Origin of the sequence: Desulfomicrobium apsheronum, assembly GCF_900114115.1 — a bacterium.
Taxonomy (GTDB): Bacteria; Desulfobacterota; Desulfovibrionia; order Desulfovibrionales; family Desulfomicrobiaceae; genus Desulfomicrobium; species Desulfomicrobium apsheronum.
Genome location: NZ_FORX01000023.1, coordinates 1 through 19848, shown reverse-complemented (window position 1 = coordinate 19848; position 19848 = coordinate 1). Strand labels below are relative to the sequence as shown.

15 protein-coding genes, 1 tRNA gene and 1 rRNA gene are annotated in these 19848 nt (G+C 58.5%); 16 read left to right on the top strand and 1 reads right to left on the bottom strand.

Features of this window, described 5'->3' with window-relative positions; genetic code table 11:
• Window positions 1–39: 39 nt before the first annotated feature.
• From argF to BMZ40_RS17045, 7 genes are all read left to right on the top strand, one after another.
• On the top strand, window positions 40–939 hold the full coding sequence (gene argF, locus BMZ40_RS17075; RefSeq protein WP_425429372.1) for an ornithine carbamoyltransferase: 900 nt from the start codon (window positions 40–42) through the stop codon (window positions 937–939).
• 35 nt (window positions 940–974) lie between these two features.
• Complete coding sequence (locus tag BMZ40_RS17070; RefSeq protein WP_092378762.1) at window positions 975–2186, top strand: argininosuccinate synthase; 1212 nt, start codon at window positions 975–977, stop codon at window positions 2184–2186.
• 3 nt (window positions 2187–2189) lie between these two features.
• Window positions 2190–3596, top strand: coding sequence for an argininosuccinate lyase (gene argH, locus BMZ40_RS17065; RefSeq protein WP_092378760.1), 1407 nt, complete (start codon window positions 2190–2192; stop codon window positions 3594–3596).
• A gap of 482 nt (window positions 3597–4078) precedes the next feature.
• Window positions 4079–4546, top strand: a complete 468-nt coding sequence (locus BMZ40_RS17060) for a cytochrome c family protein (RefSeq protein WP_092378758.1) — start codon at window positions 4079–4081, stop codon at window positions 4544–4546.
• A gap of 9 nt (window positions 4547–4555) precedes the next feature.
• Window positions 4556–6220, top strand: coding sequence for a methyl-accepting chemotaxis protein (locus BMZ40_RS17055; RefSeq protein WP_092378757.1), 1665 nt, complete (start codon window positions 4556–4558; stop codon window positions 6218–6220).
• Between the two features lie 26 nt (window positions 6221–6246).
• The gene (locus BMZ40_RS17050) at window positions 6247–7209 is read left to right on the top strand and encodes an ABC transporter substrate-binding protein (RefSeq protein WP_092378755.1); all 963 of its coding nucleotides are present in this window, start codon (window positions 6247–6249) and stop codon (window positions 7207–7209) included.
• Window positions 7210–7290: 81 nt separating this feature from the next.
• A complete protein-coding gene (locus tag BMZ40_RS17045; RefSeq protein WP_092378753.1) occupies window positions 7291–8397 on the top strand; it encodes an amidohydrolase family protein in 1107 nt (368 codons plus the stop codon).
• A gap of 81 nt (window positions 8398–8478) precedes the next feature.
• Here the strand turns inward: BMZ40_RS17045 and BMZ40_RS17040 are convergent.
• Window positions 8479–8572: transfer RNA gene (locus BMZ40_RS17040), tRNA-Sec, on the bottom strand.
• A gap of 216 nt (window positions 8573–8788) precedes the next feature.
• On the opposite strand from BMZ40_RS17040, the gene ftsH reads away from it, so the two are divergent.
• From ftsH to BMZ40_RS16995, 9 genes are all read left to right on the top strand, one after another.
• A complete protein-coding gene (gene ftsH, locus BMZ40_RS17035) occupies window positions 8789–10702 on the top strand; it encodes an ATP-dependent zinc metalloprotease FtsH (RefSeq protein ID WP_092378750.1) in 1914 nt (637 codons plus the stop codon).
• Window positions 10703–10705: 3 nt separating this feature from the next.
• Entirely contained in the window at window positions 10706–11587 is an 882-nt protein-coding gene (gene folP / locus BMZ40_RS17030; protein ID WP_092378747.1) for a dihydropteroate synthase, read from the top strand.
• Complete coding sequence (gene cdaA, locus BMZ40_RS17025) at window positions 11581–12336, top strand: diadenylate cyclase CdaA (RefSeq protein ID WP_092378744.1); 756 nt, start codon at window positions 11581–11583, stop codon at window positions 12334–12336. Before folP ends, cdaA begins: the two co-directional genes overlap by 7 nt.
• Window positions 12336–13253 (top strand): CdaR family protein, encoded by a 918-nt coding sequence (locus BMZ40_RS17020; RefSeq protein ID WP_092378742.1) that lies wholly within the window; start codon window positions 12336–12338, stop codon window positions 13251–13253. The genes cdaA and BMZ40_RS17020 overlap by 1 nt, the downstream gene beginning before the upstream one ends.
• 11 nt (window positions 13254–13264) lie before the next feature.
• Window positions 13265–14614 (top strand): phosphoglucosamine mutase, encoded by a 1350-nt coding sequence (gene glmM, locus BMZ40_RS17015; RefSeq protein ID WP_092378739.1) that lies wholly within the window; start codon window positions 13265–13267, stop codon window positions 14612–14614.
• A gap of 66 nt (window positions 14615–14680) precedes the next feature.
• A complete protein-coding gene (gene galU, locus BMZ40_RS17010; RefSeq protein ID WP_092378736.1) occupies window positions 14681–15553 on the top strand; it encodes a UTP--glucose-1-phosphate uridylyltransferase GalU in 873 nt (290 codons plus the stop codon).
• 58 nt (window positions 15554–15611) lie between these two features.
• Window positions 15612–17921 carry a replication restart helicase PriA gene (gene priA / locus BMZ40_RS17005; protein ID WP_092378733.1) on the top strand — a complete coding sequence of 770 codons (2310 nt, stop codon included), beginning with the start codon at window positions 15612–15614 and terminating at the stop codon, window positions 17919–17921.
• Window positions 17922–17944: 23 nt separating this feature from the next.
• Window positions 17945–19327 carry an asparagine--tRNA ligase gene (gene asnS, locus BMZ40_RS17000; protein ID WP_092378731.1) on the top strand — a complete coding sequence of 461 codons (1383 nt, stop codon included), beginning with the start codon at window positions 17945–17947 and terminating at the stop codon, window positions 19325–19327.
• A gap of 323 nt (window positions 19328–19650) precedes the next feature.
• Window positions 19651–19848 (top strand): 16S ribosomal RNA (locus BMZ40_RS16995); the annotation flags it as partial.

Here is a 19848-nt window from a genome sequence, read left to right as displayed (position 1 = left end):
GCGTAACACATAAACCGGCCCACCGGATGATCGGGTGATATCATGAAGCATTTTCTGTCGATTAATAATCTGATGGCCACCGAGGCCATGGATCTGGTGCTGCGGGCCAAGGAAATGAAGGACGGGGATTACCGTTCCGACCTGCTCGCGGGAAAGACTTTGGCCATGATTTTCGAGAAGGCCTCCACCCGTACGCGCGTGTCTTTCGAGGTCGGCATCCGTCATCTGGGCGGCGATACGATCTTCATGACCCCCGCCGATTCCCAACTGGGCCGCAGTGAACCCCTGAAAGACACGGCTCGCGTGCTCTCCCGCTATGTGCAGGGCATGGTCGTGCGCACTTTCGCCCAGAAGAATGTCGATGATCTGGCTCGTTACGGCAGCATCCCCGTGGTCAACGCTTTGACGGACATGTTTCATCCCTGTCAGATCATGAGCGACATGCTCACCATTTATGAGCGGACCACGAACCTCAAGGATCTGGTCATCTCCTGGATCGGGGATGGAAACAACATGGCCAATTCCTGGATCAACGCCAGCGTGTATTTCGGATTCCAGCTCAATATCGCCTGTCCCGAGGGATACACCCCGAACACGGCGGTGCTGGAGCGGGCGCTGAAAATGGGCGCCAAGGTCTATGTGACCGATGATCCGAAGGCGGCCATCGCCGGGTCCCATTTCGTCAACACTGACGTGTGGGCCTCCATGGGGCAGGAAGCGGAGCAGAAGAAGCGCGAAAAGGCCTTTGCCGGATACCAGCTCGACGAAGAACTGCTCGCTCTGGCCGATCCGAATGCCAAGGTGCTGCACTGCCTGCCCGCCCACCGTGGCGAGGAGATCAGCGAGTCGGTCTTCGAAGGATCGCAGTCCATCGTTTTTGATCAGGCCGAAAACCGTCTGCACATGCAGAAGGCCATCCTGGAATGGATATACAGCTAATGCGGCATTGCCGCCTCGCATAACGGAGCACTTTCATGAGCAAGATAGAAAAAGTCGTATTGGCGTACTCGGGCGGCCTCGATACCTCGGCCATCCTGAAATGGATCAAGAAAACCTACGAATGCGAAGTCATCACCATGACCGCAGATCTGGGGCAGGGCGAGGAGCTGGACGGCCTGGAGGACAAGGCTCTTTCCACCGGCGCGACCAAGGCCTATGTCGTGGATCTGCAGGAAGAGTTCGTGGCTGATTATGTTTTCCCCATGTTTCGGGCCAACGCGGTCTATGAGGGCGGATACCTGCTCGGTACATCCATCGCCCGTCCGCTCATCGCCAAGCGCATGGTCGAGATCGCGCTGGCGGAAGGCGCCCAGGCCGTGGCCCACGGCGCCACTGGCAAGGGCAACGACCAGGTTCGCTTTGAGCTTTCGACCCTGGCCTTGGCCCCGCAGCTCAAAACCATCGCGCCCTGGCGTGAATGGGATCTCAACTCGCGTACCGATCTGCTCGCCTTCTGCGAGGAGAACGGCATCTCCGTGCCCGTGACCCGGGAAAAACCCTACTCCTGCGACCGCAATCTGCTGCATCTGAGCTTTGAGGGCGGAGAATTGGAAGATCCGTGGTCCGAGCCCGGGCCCGGCACCTATCAGATGAGCGTCAATCCCGAGGACGCGCCGGATACGCCCGAAATCATCACGCTGGACTTCGAGCAGGGCAATCCCGTGGCCTTGAACGGCCAGGCCCTGACCCCCGCGAAAATGCTCGCGGCCTTGAACGAGCTGGGTGGTCGTCACGGCGTCGGCCGTCTGGACATGGTCGAGAACCGCTTCGTGGGCATGAAGTCGCGCGGCGTCTACGAGACTCCGGGCGGAGCCATCCTGCAGCGCGCCCACCGCGATCTTGAAGGGGTGTGCATGGACCGTGAGCTTTTGCACCTGCGGGACACGCTCATTCCGCGCTACGCCGAGATGGTCTACAACGGCTACTGGTTCGCGCCCGAACGCGAGGCGCTTCAGGCCTTCATGGACAAGGCTCAGGAGACCGTGACCGGCACCGTGCGCCTGAAGCTCTACAAGGGCGGGGTCTATCCGCTTGGGCGCAAGTCTCCGTATTCTCTTTACAATCCGGAGCTGGCCACTTTTGAGAAGGATGAGGTGTACAATCAGGCCGACGCAGCCGGATTCATCAAGCTGCACGGCCTTCGCCTGCAGGCCCGTCAGCCTTTTCTGAACAAGATCAAGGGCTAGGCCATGACTTCGACGCAGAAGGAAAAGAAATTGTGGGGCGGCCGCTTTTCCGGCGACACCGCCCCTCTGGTCGAGCGCTATACCTGCTCCGTGGATTTTGATTCGCGCCTGCATGCCCAGGACATCGACGGTTCCAAGGCACATGCCTCCATGCTGGCCAGCCAGGGTATCATCAGCCAGGCCGAATGCGATGCCATCCATCAGGGCTTGGAGCAGATCCGGGGCGAGATCGCGGACGGAACCTTCGTCTGGCGGCAGGATCTCGAAGATGTGCACATGAACATCGAGCAGCGCCTGACCGAGATCGTCGGCACTCCGGGCCAGAAGCTGCACACGGGGCGTTCGCGTAACGATCAGGTGGCTCTTGATTTCCGGCTTTTTGTCGCCGCGTGTCTTGATGAATGGGCCGCGAACCTGCGCGATCTGATCGGAGTGCTGACCGCGCGGGCCGGGGAGCATCAGGATGCGCTTCTGCCGGGGTGCACCCATTTTCAGCCCGCTCAGCCCGTCAGTCTGGCTCAGCATCTTCTGGCCTACGCCCAGATGTTTCGCCGCGACCACGACCGGGTTCGCGATGCCCTGGCCCGGACCAGGATTTCGCCTCTGGGCGCCGCGGCCCTGGCCGGGACGACCCATCCCCTTGATCCGGGGCAGGTCGCCTCGACCCTGGGTCTTGGCGGGACGTTCGCCAACAGCATGGACGCCGTCTCGGACCGTGACTTTGTGCTCGAAGCCACGTTCTGCGGCAGCCTGATCATGATGCACCTCTCGCGCCTGTGCGAAGAGATCATCATCTGGGCCAATCCCCGGTTCGGCTTTGTGCGGCTGCCGGACGCCTATTCCACGGGTTCGTCCATCATGCCCCAGAAGAAGAATCCGGACGTGGCTGAGCTCATGCGCGGCAAGACCGGCCGGGTCTATGGAGATCTCATGGCTCTTCTGACCATCATGAAGGGTCTGCCCATGGCCTACAACCGGGACATGCAGGAAGACAAGGAGCCCTTTCTGGACACGCACGATACGGTTGCGCCGTCCCTTGCCATCATGGCCGGGATGCTCACCGAGCTCGGTTTCAACCGCGAGCGCATGCAGCTGGCCTTGAAGGCCGGATTTCTGAACGCCACCGAACTTGCCGATTATCTGGCGGCCAAGGGCGTGCCATTCCGGCAGGCGCACCATATCACCGGTGCGGCCGTGGCCTATGCGGAGGAACAGGGAGTAGGGCTCGAGGATTTGGACCTTGCCCAACTGCAGCGCTTTTCCTCGGATATCGATGACGATGTCTTCGCGGTCCTAGATTACGGGAACGCGGTGGCCCGGCGGCATGTTCCGGGAGGAACGGGGCCTGGATCCGTGAGAAATCAGATCGACAACTTGTCGTCCTGGCTGGATTCGGTCTCCAGGACGTGACTCCGGTTGCGTCAGAAGTCCGGCCGTCATCATTTCGGCTGGGCCGCTTTCATGATCAAAACCCCTCGTTGCGTTTGCGGCGGGGGGTTTTGGCTTTGAAAGGTACTCAGTGTTGGTCCATGAATTAGTTTTCAGGCGAGGTAAATCCAGATGAAAAAGACATGGACTCGGACGGGACCATGCGAGTCGATTATTTTAAGCGTGATTCCTTTGACCTGTCATACAAGTATTCAAATGCGAAAGCCTGTGGAATTAACCATGCGTAATTGTATGTCACTGGTAAAATTCTTGTTTTTTCCATGGAAGCAAAAAGCGCTGAAGTTATATGACAAAACAGAGGTGCGATTGCAAATTCGCAGGCAAGCTGTTGACGTTATTTGTTTTTTCATGTAAAATTTTAAATATATGTAAGAAAAATCGGCATGGTGATTCGCTATGCAAGACCGTGGTCGCTCTGATTGTATCCGTCCAAGGAGGGGGGAATGGAAGGACGAGTCGTGCTCAATGTATGGCATGCTTTTTTGCTGGCGTGCCTATTGTGGCCGTTTTCCGCCATGGCGGAAAACTCGTATGTAGGCACAGCCGCATGCAGGGACTGTCATGAAGAACATTATGAAAATTTCACTAGGTACGCCAAGAAAGCTCACTCGGACAAATCCGTGAAGATCATGGCTTCGGACCTTAGCGAAGCCGAACTTGCAACCTGCTACGGATGCCATGCCACGGGGTTCGGCAAGCCTGGTGGGTTCGTCAGCTACGAAAAGACGCCGCATCTGGCTGATGCCGGATGCGAAGTCTGCCATGGCCCGGGGAATGATCATGCCGAGAGCGGTGGGGACGCGGAACTGATCAAGGGTAAATTGACCATGGAAGACTGCGTGGGCTGCCACAATGAGGAACGGGTCAAATCATTCAACTTCAAGCCGCTGCTCTACGGCGGGGCGCACTAGGAGATCGTGATGGACATTTTCCGAAGATCTCTTGCCGCCAAGATGCTTGGTATCACGGCGTTGGTGTTGCTGGTATTTTTCGGTGTTCTTTTCTGGACGACTTTTTTCATGCAGAGGTCGAGCACTCTGCACGAGGTTGAGATCACCGCTGAACGTACCGCTGAAATGCTTGCCCTGGCCATCCGCGAGCCCATGGCTCTGGGCGACAATGCCGGGACGACTCAAAAATTTGATGAAGTGGGCGAGCGTTACGACGACATCGATATTCATCTGGCTAACTTCAAGGGCAACATCACCTACTCCACTTCGGAGCAATTCCTGCGTGGCGAAATTGCCGACGTCGTAAAAGCCCCGGAATTGGCGGGAATGCTCAAAGAGCGTTTGAAAACCGACGGGATGAGCCAGGTCATCACGGAAATCGACGGCGTGTCGTCTTATTTGGAAGTGAAGACCATCCCGAACGAGCCTGCCTGCCATCATTGTCATGGCGGAAATCAGCCGGTGCTCGGATTACTGGTTATGAGGCAGGATATTTCCAGACAGATGGGCACGCTCATGGACGGTCAGATCAAGGCCGGGGCGATCATGGCCACGGGCATGGTCGTATTGTTGGGCTGTCTGGCGTTTTTCATGCGGCTCGCGATTTTCAAGCCAGTCCATGCGGTGGCGTTGGCCACGGAGAAGGTCAGCAAAGGCGACCTGACTGTCCGGGTTGAGACCAAAAGCCGGGATCAGATCGGTCAGTTGGCGCAGAGCGTGAACACCATGACGGAAAACATGGGCGCCATGATGCGGGAAATCATCACCGGAGTCGGCACCCTGTCCGATGCGTCCGGTCAGCTTACCTCGGTGTCTGAAACCGTGGCCGTGGTGGCCAGGGACAATCAGGAACGGTCCAACAGCGTGGCTGCGGCCGCCGAGGAAATGAGCCAGAACTTGCGTTCGGTGGCGGCTGCCACGGAGCAGGCGACGGTCAACATTTCGACCGTGGCCGCCGCTTCCGAGGAAATGAGCACGACCATCGAAGAGATCTCCAGAAGCACGGGGCGGGCCAGGGAAATTACCGCCCAGGCCGTGAGCGCGGCGCAGGCCACATCCACCGATGTGGACCGCCTTGGAGCCGTGGCCAGCGAAATCAATTCCGTGACGCAGACCATCACGGCTATTTCGTCGCAGACGAACCTGCTGGCGCTCAATGCCACCATCGAAGCCGCGAGGGCCGGCGAGGCCGGGCGGGGATTCGCGGTCGTGGCCAATGAGATCAAGGAACTTGCCAACCAGACGGCCGAAGCCACGGATGAAATCCGCAGCAAGATCAGCGGAATCCAGGGTGCCACGGACCAAACCATCCTGCGCATAGGCGAGATCACCCGGGTCATCACGGATATCGATTCCATTGTGGCCACCATCGCCGCCGCCGTGGAAGAACAGTCCACGACCACTCGCGACATAGCCCAGAATATCGGCCAGGCCTCGCAAGGTCTGGACGAAGTCAATCACAACGTGACCCAGACCTCGGGAGTTGCCGGGGAGATCACGGTGCAGATCGCGGAAGTCAGCAATTCGGCGTCAAACATGAGCCGGAACGGCGAAACGGTTCGGGAGCATGCGGAGGAGTTGCGCGCCCTCTCGGAACAGCTTAAAGGGCTCGTGCAGATGTTTCGCATCAGCTAGACTTTCAATCAAACGAGGACGCACATATGAAGAAGTTTTTTTTGACTGGGGCGCTTGTGCTGGCTCTGGCCTGTCCCGGTTTCGCCAAGACTTACAACGTTTCAGTGAGCCAGTTTGTCGAGCACCCGTCGCTGGATGCGGTGCTGAAGGGTTTTCAGGACAGCCTCAAGGCGCAGGGAGTGGACGCGAACTACTCCGTGCACAATGCTCAGGCCAACATGGCCACGGCCAACCAGATCGCGGCCCAGATAGCCGGTGAAAAGCCCGATCTGGTGTTGGCCATCGCCACGCCGTCGGCCCAGGCTTGTGCCCTGGCCACCAAAAAATCGCCGATCCTGGCCGGGAGTCCGCTCCTGTTCACGGCCATCACGGACCCCGTGGGCGCGGGATTGGTTGATGACCTGGAAAAACCCGGCAAGAATATCACCGGCGTTTCCGACATGCTGCCCGTCAATCAGCATATGGTCATGCTGCGCCGCTTTTATCCGAACTTAAAGACGCTGGGCGTGATCTACAACGCGGGCGAGGCCAATTCCAAAACCACCGTGGCCATGGTCAAGGCCGAAGGGGCCAAGGCCGGTTTTGAAGTGGTGGAGGCGACCGTGGCCAAGACCAGTGACGTCTATCAAGCGGCCAAGGCCCTCGTGGGAAAGGTTGACGCGGTCTATCTGCCGACTGACAATACGGTCATCTCCTCCCTGGAATCCGTGATCAAGGTTTGCGAGCAGGAAAAGATGCCCCTGTTTTCCGCCGATGTGGATTCGGTGAAACGCGGCACTGTGGCTGCGCTGGCGTTCGATTACTACCAGCACGGATATCAGACAGGGCTCATGGCCAAACGCATTCTGGTTGATGGCTCGTTTCCTTCGGAAACTCCCGTTGAAACCCAGCAGGAGTTGATACTGCACCTCAATCTCGGGGCCGCGAAGAAGATCGGCGTGGCCGTACCTAAAGAAGTCAAAGAGACCGCTGACAAGATTTATGAATAGTGCCGCTTTGCGCAGTTTTGAAAAGAGGCGGCCTTGCCGCCTCTTTTTTTATGCATCGTTTGATCCGCCAGGTGACCGGGCATGAACGAAGCTTTCCGGGCTGCGCGCATCCTGACCATGAATCCGGACTGCCCCGAGATCTTGGATGGAGGGATCCTGGTCCGGGAAGGGCGCATCTTGGCGTTGGGAGCTTGGCGCGAGGTGGCGGGTGATGGCGTTCCCCGCGATCTGGGGGCTGTGACGCTGGTGCCCGGCCTCATCAACGCTCATGCCCATCTGGAATTGTCGCATCTGGCAGGGCGGGTGCCGGCCGGTTTGGGCTTTGCGGGCTGGGCGGACGCTCTTTTTGCCGCTATGCGCGAAAGCAGGGTGACGGAAGCGGCCTTAAAGAGGGCCGTGGACGAGGCACGGGCCAGCGGGACCTGCCATGTGGCCGATGTGGTCGGCCGCGAGTTCGATATGGTGCGGCGCGTTCTGGACAGCCAGGGGCTCGACGGCTTTCTGTTCCAGGAATTTTCGGGTCGCGGTCGGGAGTTCAAGCCGAAGGACCTGCCCGGGGCCTGGAGTCCGGGAGTGCACTCGTTGTATTCCACGGATCAGGGGCTGGCCCGGAGCATCAAGCAATGGTGCGAATCTCTCGCGCTTCCCTTTTGCCTGCATCTGGCCGAAGCGCCCGGCGAGAATGAACTTTTCAAAAGCGGCAGCGGCGAATTCGCCGATTTTCTGCGCGCCCGCCGCATCCTGCCCCGGGGTTTTGCCGCGCCGGGAGTGAGCGCCGTGGGGTTTGCACGCGAACTGGGTCTTCTGGACGAACTCACCCTGGCCGTGCATTGTGTTCAAATCGATGAACACGATGTCCAGATCCTGGCTGCAAGCGGAGCCAGCGTCTGTCTGTGTCCGCGCAGCAACAGATGGATCGGGGTAGGGGAGGCACCGGTGGCCGCGCTGCATGCCGCGAAAGTCCCTTTGTGCCTGGGCACCGATTCCTTGGCGTCGGTTCCTGATCTAGACTTGTGGCAGGAGTTGCGCGTTGTGCGGACGTTACTGCCTGCGTCGGCGTCCCTGTCCGATCTTCTGGCACTGGCGACCCGCAACCCGGCCCGGTTGCTTGGAATTGACGCGGATCTCGGAAGTCTGGACGTCGGCAAGCGCGCAGCCTGGGCGGTTTTGCCGGTCGATATGAAATGACGGACGGCAATGATTTTGAGTTGAGACACTGAAAAATGAAAGCGGGGGTACAGAAAGGCTGGGGGGAGTTGATGAGATCCTTGGCGGAAGCGTATAGGAGTCGAACCTACCGAAGACCTCTCGACCTTCCACCGGTTTTGAAGACCGGGCGCCACACCGGTGACGATACGCTTCCCCCTCAAGGAGGAACGTATCTATCAATGCCCTCGGCAATGATCAAGTTTTTCCGGGAACCTTTTAAAAAAGCTTTTTTTTGATGAAAATTTTCTTGTCATTCTGCAAACTGACCTTAACAATGATTCCTTGTTCAGCTTCGGATTCGTGCGTTATGTGAAGCAAAATGGCCAGTGGGAGGAACTCTTCCCAACTCGGCTTATGGAGGTTTTTTCACTTGAATAGTTTTTCCAAGAATCTGGTTCTCTGGGCCGGGATCTGCATGGTGATGATTGTTCTGTTCAATCTGTTCAATCAGCCGCCGGTATCGCCCAATGACCTCAATTACACGCAATTTCTGGCCAAAGTTCGTCAGGGCGAGGTGGTCAGCGTCAAGATTCAGGGTTCCCGCATCTCTGGAGTCCTGGCCAATGACCAGCGGTTCACATCTTACACCCCTGATGATCCGACCCTGGTCGACACGCTGGTCAAGAACAACGTGCAGGTCAAGGCCGAACCACAGGAAGAGGCCCCTTGGTACATGACCGTGCTCATCTCCTGGTTCCCGATGCTGCTCCTGATCGGCGTGTGGATTTTTTTCATGCGACAGATGCAGGGTGGCGGCGGCAAGGCAATGTCCTTTGGCAGATCGCGGGCCAAGATGGTCAGCCAGGAAGAGACCAAGGTGACTTTCGCGGATGTGGCCGGCGTGGATGAAGCCAAGGACGAGCTGCAGGAGATTGTCGACTTCCTGAGCAATCCCAAGAAATTTACACGGCTCGGCGGACGCATCCCCAAGGGCGTGCTGCTGGTCGGAGGCCCCGGAACGGGCAAGACCCTGCTGGCCAGGGCCGTGGCCGGCGAGGCCGGAGTCCCCTTTTTCTCCATTTCGGGTTCCGATTTCGTTGAGATGTTCGTGGGTGTCGGCGCCGCCCGGGTGCGCGATCTGTTCATCCAGGGCAAGAAGAACGCCCCGTGCCTTATCTTCATCGACGAAATCGATGCGGTGGGCCGTCAGCGTGGCGCAGGTCTTGGCGGCGGACATGATGAGCGCGAGCAGACCTTGAACGCCATGCTCGTGGAGATGGACGGTTTCGAATCAAACGAAGGCGTCATCCTGATCGCGGCCACCAACCGGCCCGACGTGCTTGATCCGGCCCTGCTGCGTCCCGGTCGTTTCGACCGCCAGGTCGTGGTGCCCAATCCGGATTTGCGGGGCCGCAAGCGCATCCTTGAAGTGCATACCCGCAAGACCCCCCTGTCCAAGGAAGTTGATCTGGAAGTGCTGGCTCGCGGAACCCCCGGCTTTTCCGGCGCTGATCTCGAAAACCTCGTCAATGAAGCGGCCTTGCATGCCGCCAAGCTGAGCCAGGATCTGGTCACCATGATTGACTTCGAGGAAGCCAAGGACAAGGTCATGATGGGCAAGGAAAGACGCTCCATGATTTTGAGTGACGAAGAGAAGAAAACCACTGCCTACCACGAGGCCGGTCATACTCTGGTCGCACAGTTCCTGCCCGGCACGGATCCCATTCACAAGGTGTCCATCATTCCTCGCGGTCGGGCGCTGGGCGTGACCATGCAGTTGCCCGTGGACGATCGGCACACGTATTCCAAAACGTACCTGCAGAACAACCTGGCCGTGCTGTTCGGCGGCCGGGCCGCGGAGGAGCTGGTCTTCAACTCCATTACCACCGGCGCAGGCAACGATATCGAGCGTGCCACGGCCATGGCCAGACGCATGGTCTGCGAGTGGGGCATGAGCGAGGAGTTCGGTCCCATGGCGCTGGGCAAGAAGGACGACGAGGTCTTTTTGGGTCGCGACATGGCCCACATCAAGGACTACAGCGATGAGACGGCCAAGCTTATCGATCTCGAGGTCAAGCGGATTCTGGGCGACGCATACAACCGCGCCAAGACCATCCTGCAGGACAACCTCGAGTTGCTGCACTCCCTGTCCCTGGCGCTCATCGACCGTGAAACCCTGACCGGCATGGAAGTCAGCAGGATCATCAATGGAGAGACCCTGGCACCGGTTCAGAACGGCATTAAGCCGTCGGTCGCGCCGGAGGCTCCGGCCGCCGAAGGAGACGCCCCGGAAGAAGGGTTCACCCTGGATGAGGAGAACAGTGGCGACAAGGCGGGAGAATAAACCATGACCCCGGAGAGATTGGACACGGTCTCCTGGGATTTGTGCAGGGGGAGGACCTTGGGTCCTGCCCCCTTTTTTGTTGTGGGCATCCTGAACGTGACGCCCGATTCCTTTTATGATGGCGGGCAGGCCGCCGATCCGGACGCCGCCGTGGCCAAAGGCCTCGCCCTCCTTGATGAGGGGGCGGACATCCTGGACATAGGCGGAGAGAGCACCCGCCCTTTTTCCGAACCGGTTTCAGGGAACACGGAGCTGGCCCGAGTATTGCCGGTCGTGCAGGGAATCCTCGCGGCCAGGCCGGACGCCGTCCTGTCCGTGGACACCACCAAGGCCTCCGTGGCCCGGGCGTGTCTGGAGGCCGGAGCCCTGATCCTCAATGACGTCTCGGCCATGGAGGCGGACCCGGAGCTTTTGCAGGTCGTGCGCGATTTTCATCCGGGCTACGTACTCATGCACAGCCTCGGTCGCCCTCGAACCATGCAGGTCGCGCCCCAGTATGATGACGTGATGGCCGAAATCATGCGTTTTTTTACCGCGAAACTTGAGATTCTTGCGCGTTCGGGGGTTCCCGAATCCCGAATTGTCCTTGATCCCGGCATCGGATTTGGCAAGACTGTTGAACATAATCTTGAAATATTGAAAAATATCTGTAAATTATTTGAATTCGGCCGACCTGTGTACATGGCGCTTTCCAATAAATCCCTATGGGGAGAGCTGCTTGGCCGACAGGGGCGGGAGCGCAACGCGGCCACGCTGGCCGCAACCGTCGCGCTCCACGAGAGGGGAGTGCGCATCCACCGGGTGCATGAGGTGCGCGACATGCGTGACGGTCTGGCCGTCGCCCACATGCTGGGGAAGGGAACTTCGGGAGAACAGGGGTGCTGAGTTTCACCGTTGGCAATCTGCAGATCAACTGGCGGGATATTCTCGATATCCTGCTCGTGGGCTATATTTTTTTCCGGATAATCCTGCTGATCAAGGGCACCCGGGCAGTCTCGGTAATCTACGGGCTTTTGCTCATCATCGTGACGTATTTTGCCGCCGGCCAGTTCGGATTGTACACCCTGAACTGGCTGCTGGGAAATTTTCTGGGATCCATCTTCCTTGTGGTCATCATCCTTTTCAGGCGTGATATCCGCAAGGCGCTGGCGGTCATGGGCGCGACCACCATCTTCAAGAAGGATTCGGTGCAGACCGCCGTTCTGGACGAGCTGATCCTGGCCCTGGTGCACATGGCCAAGAACAAGACCGGCGCGCTTATCGTCATTGAGCGCAACATCCCCATGGGAGATGTGGTTTCGGGGGGCATCGAGCTGCATGCCGCGTTCAGCAAGGATTTGCTGCTGACGATTTTTCATCCCGATACGCCGTTGCATGACGGGGCCGTCATCATCCGCGATAATCGGATAGAGGCGGCGGCGTGCATTTTGCCTTTGGCCGTCGGTCTCAAGCACGAGTCGTCCCTGGGTACCCGGCATCGCGCCGCCATCGGCGTGACTGAGGAAACGGACGCCGTGGCGCTGATCGTGTCCGAAGAGAGAGGCAGCATTTCCCTGGCTGTGGGAGGTCGGATCACCAGCAGCTTGAATGAAGTTCGACTGAAAAAAGTCCTTGCCGCTGCGTTGAGGAAATAATGTGGAATAATTGGCAATACAGAGTTCTGGCCATCCTGCTGGCCCTGGCATGCTGGTATGTGGTGTCCGGCCAGGAAAAGGTCGAGACGTGGCTTGAGGTGCCCCTTGAGTTCGTTAATCTGCCTCCACGCATGGAGATCACCTCCGGTCTGGTCAGCAAGCTTCAGGTGCGCATCCGGGGCACAAGCAACCAGGTCCGCTCCCTGAACGTCGGCCGTTTGGCCTACAAGCTGGACCTGGGCAAGATCAATGTCGGAACCAACGTCATTCCGCTGGTGCCCGAAAGCATGACCATCACCTCGGCCGTGGAGGTCGTGGAGATCAGCCCTACGCGACTTGAACTCGTGGCCGATGTCGTGGTCTCCAAGACTGTGCCCGTGAAGCTCGACTGGGCGGGTCTCCCCGGGGATGACGTACAGTTCAGGAATGCCACCGTTTTTCCCGATACGGTCACGATCACGGGTTTTGCAAGCTCGCTCGAATCGTTGAACAGCATCCCGACGGCCCTGGTACAGGTCCCGCCCGACGAGAGTCTTACCGCCTCGGGGCGGGCGCGCCTGCTCATGCCCAAGGATGTGCGCACCCCGGTATCTTCGGTCAGCTACGAATTGCAGTTCGGCCTCACGACCCAGGAGCTTTGGGTCAAGATGAATCTGGAGCCGGTGCGCTACGAAACTTTCAGCTATACGTTCGAACCCAAGTTCGTGCGCATCAAGCTTGAGATTCCGGTGCGGCTTTTGAAGGACAAGGATTGGCGCGAAAGCCTGCACCTGATGATCGACCCCGGCTCGAATCCGGCCATCGGGCAGAGCGTGATCGCTCCTGTGCCCCGTTTTCCCGAAGGCGTGAGCATTCTGGAAGCCAAGCCAGAGGAAATCGAGATAGTGGTGCAGCGCAACGATGAATTTGTTCCGTAATTGGAGGATGGATGGGCAGACTTTTTGGAACTGATGGAATTCGCGGGCGGGTCAACAGCCACCCCATGCAGCCGGAGCTGGTGCTGCGTCTCGGGCTTGCCGCCGGACAGTATTTCAGAAACGGAAACAAGCGCCACCGGGTCGTCATCGGCAAGGACACCAGGCTCTCGGGGTATGTCTTCGAATCGGCGCTGACCTCGGGCTTCTGCGCGGCCGGGATGGATGTTTTTCTGGTTGGGCCCCTGCCCACGCCGGCCATCAGCTTTCTGACCCGCAACATGCGCGCCGATCTGGGCGTGGTCATTTCGGCCTCGCACAATCCGTACATGGACAACGGCATTAAATTTTTCGACAAGGACGGTTTCAAGCTGGCCGACAGCGTGGAAGACGAAATAGCCGCCATGGTGACCAGCCCGGATTTTGTCTGGAAATCCCCCGATCACGATCAGGTCGGGCGAGCCAGGAAAATCCAGGACAGCCCCGGGCGCTATATCGTCGAACTCAAGCACAGTTTTCCGGCGGGCATGACCCTCGACGGCCTTACGATCGTCCTTGATTGCGCACATGGCGCGGCCTACCGCGTGGCGCCGCTGATTTTCGAAGAGCTCGGAGCCAGGGTCATCACCCTTGGCATCGAGCCGGACGGGCTCAATATCAACAAAGGCTGCGGTTCCCTGCATCCCGAAGTGCTCGCTGCCAAGGTCCGCGAACACAGGGCGGACATCGGCCTGGCCCTGGACGGGGACGCGGATCGGCTCATCGTCGTCGACGAATATGGCGCCATTCTGGACGGCGATCAGATCATGGCCGTGTGCGCGGACGAAATGATGGCGCAGGGCGCTCTTGCCGGGAACACCCTGGTATCCACGGTCATGAGCAACATGGCCCTTGAAGTTTTCATGCAGGAGCGCGGCGGACGGCTGCTCAGAACCAAGGTCGGAGACAGATACGTCGTTGAGGAAATGCGCAAGGGCGGTTATGTTCTGGGCGGAGAACAATCCGGGCATCTGGTCTTCATGAAGCATTCGACCACCGGTGACGGCACGTTGGCGGCCCTTCAGCTTTTGAGCATCATGGTCGGCAGGCAGAAGCCCATCTCCGAGATCGCCGGACTGCTGACCCCGTATCCGCAAAAGCTCGTGAACCTGAAGGTGAAGAAAAAAGTGCCCTTCGACACGGTCCCGATCATCAAGGATGCGGTCCGGCATGCCGAAGACAGGCTGGGACGCACAGGGCGCGTGCTGCTGCGTTATTCCGGCACGGAAACCCTGGCCCGGATCATGGTCGAGGCGCAGGACCAAGCCCTTGTGGACGAACTGTGCGCGAGCCTGACTGAGGCCGTTGAAGCCGGCCTGGCCTGAAGGCAAGAGATTTTTTAGAAGCAAGGGACAACCTTCTTCTTTGTGGGATAAAAAAAGGAGCGATGCATGCAGGTACGTAAAGTTGTCATTCCGGTGGCAGGATGGGGAACCAGATCTCTTCCGGCGACCAAAAATGTGCCCAAGGAAATTCTTCCGGTGTTCCGAAAGCCTTCCATTCAATATATAGTGGAAGAAGCAATCGCTTCCGGCCTGTCGGATGTGGTTTTCGTCAACAACCAGAACAAGCGCATTATCGAGGATCACTTCGACTACAACCTGGCCCTTGAGCAACTGCTGGAGCGCAAGGGACAGCTGGACCTGCTCGCCGAAGTGCGCAAGGTCGCCATGATGGCCAACATCATCGTCGTGCGCCAGAAGGAGCAGCTGGGCCTTGGCCATGCGGTGCTGTGCGCCCGCGAGGTCATCAAGGACGAGCCCTTCGCGGTCATGGTCGGGGACGATCTCATGTTCAACCGCGATCCCGGCATCAACCAGCTGCTTGAGGTCTGGAAGAACGAGCGCATGCCCGTGGTCGGAGTGATGGAAGTCCCCCGCGACAAGGTCAGTAAATACGGCATCATCGACGCCGAGGAGTTTGCGCCGGGGCTTTACAGGATTCGCGGGGTCAAGGAAAAACCCTCCATTGAAAGCGCGCCGTCCAGGTTGGCGCTGGTCGGCCGGTATGTGCTGACCCCGGAAATATTCGATCATCTGGAAGGGGTGAAACCGGACGGCACCGGTGAAATCCAGCTCACCGACGCCTTGCAGTCCATGGCACGCGACAACCGGCTTTTGGCGGTGAAACTGCGCGGACAGCGTTTCGATGTCGGCGACTGGGTCGATTACCTGACCGCCAACATCTATTTTGCGCTCCAGGACGAGGATCTGCGTTACGATCTCATTGCCCGCCTGCGTGATCTCATTCCGCCTTCTCGCTAGAGTCCTGCCGGTCCATACCAAGGGGACGGGGCAACCCGTTCCCTTTTTTTAGGAGCCTATGCGCGAATTCTGTTCCGTCCTTCTTCTTTCCTCGCCTTACAGCGTGCTGGCCTATTCCATGCCCGAAGATCTGCCTCGGCAGATGTGGCATGTGGGGGGCCGTGTCGTCGTGCCCCTGGGCAAGTCGTTCCGGGTTGGCATACTTACGGACGCCAATGTGGCCGAGCCCGAGGGCTGCGTCTGCAAGGACGTGCTCTGGCCCGTGGACAGAACCCCTTTTTTCAGCGCCGGGTATCTTGATTTCATCCGGGATCTCTCCATTCGCCAGATGGATGCCGCAGGCAAGATCCTGGCGCGCGTGCTGCCTGCAGCCCTCCGCGACTTGCCCTTGTTTAAGACCCGTGAGGGTGTGGCCGTACGGCTTGGTGATTTGGCGGAGGGAGATGCGCGTGCAGGCCTGTCCCGGGACTGGATGGCGGGCCAGTTTGCGCCTCATATCTGCACGCGCAGGCAGGAGCGGCTTTTTTCCCTGACCACGGAACCGCCGTGGCCGGTGCGTCCGCAGGCGACCGCCCAGCTTGAGGTGCTGCGCTATCTGGACGTGCACGGCGTCTCATCTGCCAAGACCCTGAACGGGCATTTTGGAAAGAATGTGTCCCAGCCCCTGCGCGTTCTTCTTCAGAAGGGACTTGTCCGGGAGGTTGAGTCTCACTTTGAACCGGACGAGGTCTGCGCTCCTGCAGCCGAAACATTCAGCCTGACGGACGAGCAGCAGCAGGCCGTGGAAGGTTTCTGGGAACTGTTGACAGACCACACCCCGCGCTCAGCGCTGCTTTTCGGGGTGACCGGAAGCGGTAAGACGGCGGTCTATCTGGAGTTGGCCAGGCGCTGCCTTTGCCTTGGCAAACATGTCATGCTTCTGGCTCCGGAGGTGGGCATTGCCCTCAAGCTCTACCGGGATGTGCGCGAGGCCTTGCCAGAGGCCAGAGTGCGGCTGTTTCACGGCTACCTGAGCCCGAGCGAGCGGCAAAGAACCTTCATGGAATTGGCCGGGCAAGCGTCTGCCAGCATTGTCGTTGGCACGCGTTCCAGCCTTTTTTTGCCCATCGAACCCGGGCTTGTCATTCTGGACGAAGAGCATGACGCGTCCTTCAAACAGGACGAAGGGCTCATTTATCAGGCCCGTGAATTGGCATACGGCCGGATCACCCGTAGCGGCGGGCTGTTGCTCATGGGCTCGGCCACACCCGACGTGAAAGTCTTTCACGCGGCCAGAAATGGCGGCATCGCCCTGAAGCGCCTGCCAAACCGGGTGGGCGAGGCCCGACTGCCGGAGGTCAGGCTGGTTGATCTGCGCGTGGAACCGCCGGAACACGGCCCCTTCGCAACATCGGTGCGCGACGCGTTGGTTGCGGCCGTCCACGCCGGGGAGCAGGTCATCATCCTGCACAATCGGCGTGGGTACGCACCCGTGCTGTATTGCGAAACCTGCTCCGAACCCGTCAAGTGTCCGCATTGCCAGGTGTCGATGACCCTGCACAAACGACGCGAGCTGTTGCTGTGCCACTATTGCGGGTATTCCTTGCTTTTCCCGTTGTCCTGCCCCGGGTGCAAGGGCAATGAATTTCTGCCGCTGGGATCGGGCACGGAGCGGCTCGAAGAATTTTTGCGTGACGACCTGCCGCGGGATACGAAAATCTTGCGTCTGGACAGGGACACTTCGCGTCGCGCCGGTTCGATGCAGGATACCCTGGCGGCATTTGCCCGGCAGGAGGCCCAGATTCTGGTCGGCACACAGATGCTCAGCAAGGGGCACCATTTTCCCGGCGTGACATTGGTGGTGGTCGTGGACGGCGATCTGGGCTTGAATCTTCCGGATTACAGGGCTACGGAACGATCGTTCCAGATGCTGGTGCAGGTCGCGGGACGCGCAGGCCGCGGAGAAAAGAACGGCCGGGTGCTCATCCAGACCCGCAATCCGGGGCACTATTGCTGGCAGTTCGTGCGCGAGAACGATTACGAGGGTTTTTTCGCGCGGGAGATCGCCCTGCGGCAGGTCATGGGGTATCCGCCCTTTGTCAAGCTTGCCCTGGTGCGGATCTCGCTTCCCTTTGATCAGCCGGATGCGGAGCTCATAAACGCCTTTGCCGGCCGCATCCGAGCCGTGTGCCCTGCGGCCGGGGTCCGGGTCCTGGGTCCCGCCCCGGCGCCGCTGGCCGTGCTTCGCGGGCGAAAAAGATTTCAATGTTTGCTCAAGGCCGATTCCTGGCCGGCAATCCGGGGTGTTTGCGCCGAGATGAGAAAAATGCTGGCTGGGGAAAAAAACGTGCGCATTTCCGTGGACCTTGATCCCATGGACATGCTCTAGCCGACGAATATCTGAGAGGAAAAATGAAAAATATCAGAGTGGCCGATCTCTTGTTGTCCGAGGCGGAAGTTGAATCCCTTGTGGTCAAGGGCTGGGTGCGAACCAAACGCGAGAGCAAGGAGTTCGTTTTCTTGGAGATCAACGACGGCTCCTGCCTGAAGAATCTGCAGGCCATCGTCGCTACCGACGCATCCGGTTTTGAACTCATGGACCGCGTTGGCACGGGCGCCGCGGTCAGCCTGAGCGGAGCCCTGGTGGAATCGCCCGGACAGGGACAGAAATGGGAACTGAAGGTTCAAAGCCTTGAGGTCCTGGGTGAAGCGGACGCCTCCTATCCACTGCAGAAGAAACGGCACACGGACGAGTATCTACGTACCATCGCTCATCTGAGACCCCGCACGAACAAGTACGGCGCCCTGAACCGGATTCGGGCCGAGCTGTCTTTTGGCGTGCATCAGTTTTTCCGCGAGCAGGGTTTTTTTCATGTGCACGCGCCGATCATCACGGGCTCGGACTGCGAGGGCGCCGGGGAAATGTTCCAGATCACCACTTTTGATCTGGCCAACGTGCCCAAGAAAAACGGCAAGGCGGATTTCGAGCAGGACTTCTTCGGCAAGGAAGCCTCGCTGACCGTGTCGGGTCAGTTGGCGGCCGAAAATCTGGCTTGCGCACTGGGGAGGGTCTATACCTTCGGACCGACCTTTCGGGCCGAAAATTCCAATACGCCCAAACATGCCGCCGAGTTCTGGATGATCGAACCGGAGATGGCCTTTGCCGACCTGGGCGATAACATGGATCTGGGCGAGGACTGCATCAAATGGCTGATCACCCATTTGCTGGACAACTGCCGCGACGACCTGGAGCTTTTCGGTAATTTCGTTGACAAGGGATTGTTTGCTACCCTCGACAACATTGTCGAGAAGCCCTTCATTCGTCTGCCTTACGCGGAGGCGGTGACCATCCTCAAGAACGCTCCGCGCACTTTCGAGTTCCCGGTGGATTTCGGAACCGATCTGCAGACCGAGCATGAGCGGTATCTGACCGAAGATCATTTTAAGCAGCCGGTCATTGTTTTTGACTATCCCAAAGAGATCAAGGCCTTCTATATGAGGCTCAATGATGATGGTAAAACCGTCGGAGCCATGGACGTGCTTGTCCCGCGTATCGGGGAGCTCATCGGCGGCAGCGCCAGGGAGGAGCGATTGTCCGTGCTTGAGCGGCGCATCGAGGAACTCGGACTGCCCAAGGAAGAATACTGGTGGTATCTGGACCTGCGCCGATTTGGATCGGTGCCCCACGCCGGATTCGGAATGGGTTTTGAGAGGCTGCTGATGCTGGTTACGGGCATCGCCAATATCCGCGACGTCATCCCGTTCCCCAGAACGCCTAGGCATCTGGAGTTTTGATTGGTTTAACCGATTGAAATTAAATAATATAAAATTAATTTCAGATTTTCGTTGACAACTGGGTGCCTCCCACATAGAAGCCTCTTTCTGCGCTGCGGAACAGCAACGCAAGAGACGAAAGTCACCAGCCTTTGCGGATTGAATTTCGCGGGTTGAATTGAAAAAAGAAAAAGAAAGTTCTTGACGGTGGATGAGGGAATCGATAGAGACGTTTCCTCTTGCCGGAAGGCTAAAGGATCTTTGACAAATAAATAGCGAGTTGGAGCAAATAGAACTGATTTAGATAAGGTTTTATAGGCAACAAGGTTGCCTTTAGTTATACGTAACTGGAGAGTTTGATTCTGGCTCAGAATGAACGCTGGCGGCGTGCCTAACACATGCAAGTCGTACGAGAAAGGGGCTTCGGCCCTGAGTAGAGTGGCGCACGGGTGAGTAACGCGTGGGTAATCTACCCTTGGATTTGGGATAACTTCGCGAAAGTGGAGCTAATACCGGATAGTCTGGCTTTAAATAAGAAGTCG